Raw genomic sequence first — 7,757 nt, 5'->3', positions numbered from 1 at the left:
GAATGTATAGCACTTTTCAAAGGCCTTTTCACCTGAAGACTCATATCGTCTAATCCACTCACGAAGTACACTAGGGTTAACTCCTATAGATTTAGCAATTGTTTTTCCACTTTCTGTACCATCTAAATATCGTTTCACCGCTTGGATTTTTTCTTTTGAAGAAAATTTAGCCATAAAAAATGCACCTCCAATTGTTAGGCTGTGTCTAACAATTGGGGTGCACTTCACTATTGGATGGCTCTATACGATAAAGAGAATTTGTTATTGGATTACTTCAATTTCCCTTCAAAAACAATCTTCCTACCGCACGGCTCAACTACTGTTTTGCCGTCTTTCTTTACTTCATGAAAGATCGGCTCTTCCATACGACGAGACGGAGCGTAGCCTTCTTGTTCCATACGTGCTAAGCAGTCTGTAATTGTTTCATTTTCTAGTACTTCAAATTTCTTTTTATTAGGTTGTTTTGTCATGCCCTAACCTACTTTCTATTTTTCTTGATGCGAATTGATTCTTCATGTAGACCATATATAACATTGCTAGAATTCCCATTATAATCATAACCGCAATAAAAAAGCTTGTATACTGTATTTTTTCTATAAATACGCCGCCTAATACAGGCCCCATAATACTTCCTAAACTAAAAGCGATTCCGGATAATATATTACCTGCCGGTAGTAAGTGTCTCGGTAATAAATCAGTCATAAATCCAAGCCCTAAAGAGAAACACGATCCAATAACCATACCCGCTAAAAGCATGCAGGCAAAGACGATCCAGTAATATTGATCAAATACGGCGGCAAGTAGAAAAATGCCCGTACTTATGCTAAACGTCCACGTTAATATACGGTCCCTTCCGTATTTATCACTCAATATACCGAGCGGAATTTGTGTAATAATACCCCCAACTGCAAATGCTGGTAACAAGAAGGATACATCTGAAACAGACCATCCTTTACGAAGTGCGTATACTGGTAAGTTACTGTTTAACATTGCTTCAAGTACGCCATATGCAAGTGGACCTAGCAGTGCAATCCATCCTAATCCAACAACTTGTTTATAACGAGAAAATGATGATTCACTCTTCACTTCTCTTTCATCTTGCGCTGGGAATGCATTTTTTGTTGGAAGTAGTAAAAGCCAACCTATTAAACAAAGTATAGTAGATATAATAAATGGTGTTGCAAGACCGTACTGCACAGTGCTTGCTAAATACGGACCAACAGCAAAACCAATTCCGAAGAATACACCGTATATCGATACTTGTCTCCCTATTTTACTTGGGTCTGATGTTGTCGTGATCCACGTTTGCGTTCCGACATGCAGCATATGATCTCCGACTCCAACTAGAAATCTAAGGATAAACCATACCCAAAACGAAAATGTTTGTGTAAAAAAGAATAATGAAATAATAACGAGAAACCCACCTATAACGATAATTGGCTTCATTCCAAATCTTTGCATCGGTTTTTCAAGAAACGGCGAAATAACTAATATCCCAATGTATAATGCCGTCGCATGAATACCGTTAATACTTGAACTAACCCCTTCTTGTTCAAAAATCATTGCAATGGCAGGTAAGAGCATTCCTTGTGATAAACCAGAAATTGCTACAATCCCAACCATAATCCAAAATGTAAAACGCATTGACATCCTCTGTCCCTCTCCTTCTCACGCTTCCACTTTTCATTATAAACTGTTTGTTCAAATGCGTGTACGAATATTCACAATAAAAAAGAAGCTAAAAGAATGGACCTTTTAGCTTCCTACCCTTCCCAAACTTGCGCTTTCACATTGTTATGAAATTGCTTGAAATACGGATTCTTATAAAATGCAGTTCCATATAAGTATTGCTGTGTGTTAGCGATTGGTGGCTGCGGATATTGCATTTGTAAAGGAACTACAGCTGGCGAAACTTGCATATACAGCGGGTTTATCATCATTTTTGTATATGCGTAATGATTATATGGCGCATAAGCGATGAAAAATGGTTGATGCATTGATAATCTCCCCTTTAACATACAAATGTTATAGTATATGCAATACTGTTCATTTCGGGGATTATTTCTATTCTAACCAATCCTCTACATGTTTTATAAATACATCTAAACAATCAATAAACGGCGAGTGACCGCAATCTTCTAATACCTTCAACTCTGCATTTGGCAAATGTTTCGCTAATTCCTCACCGACTACTTGCGGTACGACATAATCTCTATCACCTTGTATGACGAGTGTCGGCGCTTTAATATGATGAATTTGCTTACTTCCCTCTACAACCCCATTATGTTCATCTGAAATATTAAATGTAATGAGCGCATAATTCACATCTACGAAATTACGTTGCGTTAACATATCATCTAAATACTTTTCATAACGGTCCGGTTCAGGTTGGTTATGCGTATATATTAATAGATTCCATACTGTACGGTAATATAGTTTGTTCCTATTTTTTATCGCGTCTAATACTGGAGCGATTTGTACTGGATCTTGCGCAATTTCTTCTTTTGTCTTTACTAAACTTGATACAATCGGCTGCTCATTCGTATCTTTTTTAAAGATTGGGTATCCTTTCATTCCTACTGATTCTACTAAAATTAACTTTTCTACAAAAGTTGGGTGATTCGCTGTAAATTGCATCGCAACGCCACCGCCCATTGACCAGCCCATTAATGAGAATTTCTCCAGCTTTAACTCGTCGATAAATAATTTTACATCTTCTGCAAAGTCTTGTAATGAATCTATCGACCGATTATACGTTGATTGTCCAAACCCTCTTAAATCAAGAGCGTAAATATGGTATTGATCTTGCAACTTTTCAATAACTAAATCCCAATGTTGTGACGATGTCATGTTCCCGTGAATGAGTACAAGAATATCTGTATTTCGCCTTCCAACTTCCTGATATGCAATCGTTTCTCCGTTCGATAGTGAAATAAACTCCATTGTTGCAGGCTTAATCATCACAAGTTCCCCCATTCTATTTAATAGAAAGAAAATTCTTTACTTAATTAAAGAATAGCACGCAGAATATACGTTCGCAACATAAAACCTATAAGAATTTTTTACATAAATCAACATGTCTATTACTAGACAATTATTATAAAAAAGTCTATAGTTAGCTAGGTAACTAATTTGAAAGGATCAAAATACATGGACGAAAAACAACATTTTTTTCACATCGTCAGCCAGACTTCTCGAAAGTTTACGAAGAAATTTAATGAACGTGTATCTCCAACAGGGTTATTTAGTGCGCAATGGGCTGTTATTTTCCGCATTAATCAAACTGGTTCTTGTACACAAACAGAATTGTGCCAGTATTTAAATGTTGAATCACCAACGATGACTCGTACGTTAACACGTATGGAAACGATGGGATGGATTATTCGTACAGAAGGTAAAGATCGCCGCGAGAAGCTCATTTCTTTATCCGAAACAGCGATAAAGATGATTCCAGTATGGCAAGAAGAAGTTGATACTTTCGAAGAAAAAACGCTAGAAGGTATTAATGAAGATGATTTACATCAAGCATTTCAAGTGTTACAACAAATTATTAAAAATTTAGATTAAATTGGAGGGATGACGATGCAAAGTGAGAAACTTTGGACGAAGGATTTCCTCGGAACTTGTTTTAGTAGTCTATTTCTCTTCTTAACATTTTACATGCTTATGACTACTCTGCCTGTCTATGTAATAGACGGCCTAAAAGGAAAACCTGAGGAAATTGGTTTAGTTGCAACTGTGTTTCTTATTTCTTCTGTTTTATGTAGACCATTCACAGGAAAATGGCTCGATGATTTAGGAAGAAAGAAAATATTATTTATTTCACTTTCATTATTTTTAGCCGCTACTGTTATGTATTTCGGTGCGCAAAGTTTATTCTTATTACTTGCCCTTCGCTTCTTACACGGTATTGGGTTCGGGATGGCAACGACAGCCACTGGTACGATTGTAACTGATGTTGCGCCAGCTCATCGACGAGGCGAAGCACTTGCATATTTCGGCGTATTTATGAGTCTGCCGATGGTAATTGGTCCTTTTTTAGGTTTAACAATTATTTCTCATTTTTCGTTTACTGTGTTATTTATCGTTTGTTCCGTATTTTCATTACTTGCATTTTTATTAGGACTACTTGTAAATATTCCGCACGAAGCACCTGTTAGCAAACAAAAACGTGAAAAAATGAAATGGAAAGACTTAATCGAACCATCTTCTATTCCGATTGCACTTACAGGATTTGTTTTAGCCTTTTCTTATAGTGGTATTTTATCCTTTATTCCTATTTATGCGAAAGAACTCGGTTTAAGTGAAATTGCAAGTTATTTCTTCATTGTATATGCACTTGTCGTTGTCATTTCTCGTCCATTTACAGGAAAGATTTTTGATCGCTTCGGTGAAAATGTACTCGTTTACCCTGCTATCATTATTTTCACAATCGGAATGTTCATATTAAGCCAAGCACAAACTTCATTTTGGTTCCTTGGCGCAGGTATGCTAATCGGTTTAGGTTACGGAACATTAATTCCGAGTTTCCAAACGATTGCGATTTCTGCTGCTCCAAACCATAGACGTGGTTCTGCGACAGCTACGTACTTCTCATTCTTTGATAGTGGTATTGGCTTTGGTTCTTTCATTTTAGGTATTGTCGCAGCGAAATCCAGTTATCATAATATGTATTTTATCGCAGCTATTATCGTTGCGTTCACTTTACTTTTATATTATGGATTACACGGACGAAAACAAAAATTCAAGAAACAACCTACAGACGGAAAAATTTCCGCTTAACGTTAATAAGGAAAGTAAACTTCCCCGTTTACTTTCCTTATTTTGTATTTCCTTCAAGACGAGCGTATACTTATAGTAGAAATAAAAAGGAGGGCCATATATGAAACTAAAAAAATCTCCCCTACTCTTACTTATACTAACATTCATATTTGTAATTACAGGGCTTGGGTTTACTTACTTCAAACAAAATAAAACGACCCCATCAAAACATAATGTGACAAAAGAAAACTGGTTAAATGACCCTTACTTACGTTGGTCGTACACACACATGAAAGAATTCACTTTAGTTAATGACGTAAAAAACAATCCTGACCAAATTGCTCACTTCCCTTCCGCATTGCAAAACTTAGACGATTTTGCCGTGGAGCGTAGATTCGGAAATACAACTCCTCTAAAAAAACTTTTAGATTATAACAAAACGGATGCTTTTGTCGTTGTACATAATGGACAACTTGTTTACGAACGATATTTCAATGGGTATAAACAGAATGAACCTCATGGTATGGCATCATTAGCAAAAGTCTTTACCGGGGCAATTATACAATCTCTCTCTGAAGAAAAACGTATTGACTTAGAAAAAACAGCTGACACTTACATAAAAGAACTAAAAAACACACCGTTCGGAAAAGCGACACTTCAGCAATTAATGGACATGCAAGTTTCAGCAGAATACCCGACCCACGGATATGAGCAGCCTGGGCTAGAAAATCAAGATGCACAATTATATTTAGCTAGCAATATTTTACCCCGCGGCAAAAATTACGGCGGTCCGATGAAAATTTATGATATGTTACGAGAAGCCGAAGAAACTGCACCGCCTGGTTCTTCCTTTTCTTACAATAACGGATCAACAGAAACGCTCGCTTGGATTATTAGAACTATTACTGGTAAATCACTAGCTGAAAATGTAAGCGAACGAATTTGGTCTCAAATTGGTATGGAAGAAAACGCGTATTACGTTACAGATGAAACAAAAGTAGAACAAGCTAGTGCTGGATTAAATGCAACTGCTAGAGATATGGCGAGATTCGGGCAATTACTATTAAACAACGGGGAATATAACGGAAAACAAATTCTCCCTTCTTCTATTACTGAAGATATAAAAAATGTCCAAGAAGGTGAACTTGCAATTGGCCCTGGAGCTTCCATTTCTTATCATAATCAATGGTGGATTCCCTACAATGAACAAGGTGCTTTTGAAGTGTTAGGTAGTTACGGACAAACACTTTACATCGATCCGAAAGCAAATATGGTAATTGTCCACTTCTCTTCTAACGCTACGCCAAGTAATGAAATACATTCAGTTTACTCAAATATGTATATTGATATTGCACATCATTTAGAAAAGCTTCCACAGTAGTGGAAGCTTTTTCTTATTTCGGTGTTTTATTTGAATCCATTATATTATTCCAGGTTTTAAAAGCATTCGTAAATCTACTATACTCATCATGGTTATTCATCATTAAACTTTTTATTAGCAATCCAATAAAAAGTTACGAAGAGTGTCAATAAAATCCAAATAATCGTTAGTAACACATTGGCTATTGTGTTTGAATTTACTAATCACGTAATGAATGTTTCCATCATAAAAGAGTTTGATTATTTTTGTGACCTCTCCTCCATTAAAGCGCTCATTTGCTACAGTTTAATTTTCATTATGCTGTTTTGCCGAGTCCAATGCTTTTTTTAGTTCGTCCGGTTTTTGAGTACCTATTACAACTGAATTATATATCAACTTTAACTCTATGCCTTTCTTTCCATTCATGTTATAGACTTTTTCACCCTTAAAATTAAAACGAATTCCCCATCCTCCAAATCTTTTTAACGGACTGTAAGTAATACTTTCATAGTGACGTATGTCTTTGAGGAGATACTCCCTATATTGAAAATGAAAAGGTACAAAACGAACATAAAGACCTTTTTCACGAACCTCAATGATTAGCTTCAATACCCCAAGCATTAATATAGGAGAAGCAATCCCAAAAACTAACCACAAGACAATTAATGCACCATTAGGAGCTGGTTTATCTCCAAACGGAATATCAAAGATAATTTGTTGAATAAATCCATACCACATCAGTATGGCGATCCCTAATATGAGTATCCATATCCAAATTTGTTGTGGCCGCTGAACCTCACGAAAGATAACTTGTTCTTGTTGCTTCATTAGCAATTCCACCTCCTAAATGACTTATTTATTTGATTTCAACACATTTTATTCAACAATCTGGACTGATTGCTAAACAACAAAAAAATTGTACAAAAATTCCGTTCTGGGGTTGGTATAAGGTTTTAACTTGATAGGCATGGAGATACTACCATTACTTCAACAATTCGAGTATCAAAATTTAAATTAAATCTGAATTAACTAAAGCCGACAGCAATTGGATAATATTCATACTCTGACTGGCTGTCGGCATTCATTTTAAAATTTAATTAAAAAATTTTTTCTTATTATTTTTGATGTAGTGTACGACTATTACAAAGTAAATAACAGCTATGAGATTAATTATGCTTAATGTTAGACCTGATAAATTGGACCAAGGCAGTACAAAAAGCCAAAATACTACTAAAATTGAACTCACTACATATAACCATTTGAATTGATCTGTCATTTTTAATTCCCCCATTTTTCCTTCTTTAATGATTTTGTCTTTCAAGAAATCATCTCCTTTAATTAATTCGTCAATGCTAATATTGAATAAATCACTTAATGCAATAAGTGTTTCAATATTTGGATAGCCTTTTTCAACCTCCCATTTAGAAATTGATTGTCTGCTAATGTTTAATTTAAGAGCTAGTTCTTCTTGTGATAAGTTATGCTTTAAACGTTCTTCTTTTAGCTTTTTATAGAACTCCATAATTTCAACTCCTATAACTTTATTTTTACTATAGATTATAAAAATCCGTAAGAATCGAGAAGTAGCATGATGTAACTTAAGAGTAGCAATGTTTGAAACAGATGGTTGCACTAT

The 7,757-nt window shown here is 35.4% G+C and carries 10 protein-coding genes; 3 read left to right on the top strand and 7 right to left on the bottom strand.

Translation table 11 applies throughout. The annotated features are described in order from the left end of the window. The 5 genes from ACTJJY_RS17140 to phaZ form a co-directional block, all read right to left on the bottom strand. Positions 1–174, bottom strand: a 174-nt coding sequence (locus ACTJJY_RS17140) for a transposase (RefSeq protein WP_326268117.1), incomplete at its 3' end; no start/stop codon positions are given. A gap of 95 nt (positions 175–269) precedes the next feature. Continuing rightward, positions 270–470 (bottom strand): NETI motif-containing protein, encoded by a 201-nt coding sequence (locus tag ACTJJY_RS17135; RefSeq protein ID WP_000166303.1) that lies wholly within the window; start codon positions 468–470, stop codon positions 270–272. Next, positions 454–1,650 carry an MFS transporter gene (locus ACTJJY_RS17130; protein ID WP_000062798.1) on the bottom strand — a complete coding sequence of 399 codons (1,197 nt, stop codon included), beginning with the start codon at positions 1,648–1,650 and terminating at the stop codon, positions 454–456. The genes ACTJJY_RS17135 and ACTJJY_RS17130 overlap by 17 nt, the downstream gene beginning before the upstream one ends. 113 nt (positions 1,651–1,763) lie before the next feature. Further along, on the bottom strand, positions 1,764–1,997 hold the full coding sequence (locus ACTJJY_RS17125; RefSeq protein ID WP_440606096.1) for a hypothetical protein: 234 nt from the start codon (positions 1,995–1,997) through the stop codon (positions 1,764–1,766). 67 nt (positions 1,998–2,064) lie between these two features. Next, positions 2,065–2,961, bottom strand: coding sequence for an intracellular short-chain-length polyhydroxyalkanoate depolymerase (gene phaZ, locus ACTJJY_RS17120; RefSeq protein WP_440606095.1), 897 nt, complete (start codon positions 2,959–2,961; stop codon positions 2,065–2,067). Positions 2,962–3,150: 189 nt separating this feature from the next. Between phaZ and ACTJJY_RS17115 the strand changes: the two genes are divergently transcribed. From ACTJJY_RS17115 to ACTJJY_RS17105, 3 genes are all read left to right on the top strand, one after another. Beyond that, positions 3,151–3,567 carry a MarR family winged helix-turn-helix transcriptional regulator gene (locus tag ACTJJY_RS17115; protein WP_000343680.1) on the top strand — a complete coding sequence of 139 codons (417 nt, stop codon included), beginning with the start codon at positions 3,151–3,153 and terminating at the stop codon, positions 3,565–3,567. A gap of 15 nt (positions 3,568–3,582) precedes the next feature. Then, complete coding sequence (locus tag ACTJJY_RS17110) at positions 3,583–4,782, top strand: MFS transporter (RefSeq protein WP_001190333.1); 1,200 nt, start codon at positions 3,583–3,585, stop codon at positions 4,780–4,782. 100 nt (positions 4,783–4,882) lie between these two features. Further along, positions 4,883–6,142 carry a serine hydrolase domain-containing protein gene (locus ACTJJY_RS17105; protein ID WP_440606094.1) on the top strand — a complete coding sequence of 420 codons (1,260 nt, stop codon included), beginning with the start codon at positions 4,883–4,885 and terminating at the stop codon, positions 6,140–6,142. A gap of 285 nt (positions 6,143–6,427) precedes the next feature. On the opposite strand, the gene ACTJJY_RS17100 is transcribed toward ACTJJY_RS17105, so the two are convergent. Next, entirely contained in the window at positions 6,428–6,949 is a 522-nt protein-coding gene (locus ACTJJY_RS17100) for a DUF6141 family protein (protein ID WP_440606093.1), read from the bottom strand. A 265-nt stretch (positions 6,950–7,214) separates the two neighbouring features. Then, positions 7,215–7,643 (bottom strand): helix-turn-helix domain-containing protein, encoded by a 429-nt coding sequence (locus tag ACTJJY_RS17095; protein WP_440606092.1) that lies wholly within the window; start codon positions 7,641–7,643, stop codon positions 7,215–7,217. Between the last annotated feature and the right edge of the window lie 114 nt (positions 7,644–7,757).

Source organism: Bacillus sp. 22475 (assembly GCF_052044835.1).
GTDB lineage: Bacteria > Bacillota > Bacilli > Bacillales > Bacillaceae_G > Bacillus_A > Bacillus_A cereus.
Note: the sequence above shows the minus strand (reverse complement) of the source record. Positions and strands in the feature narration are given on the sequence as shown.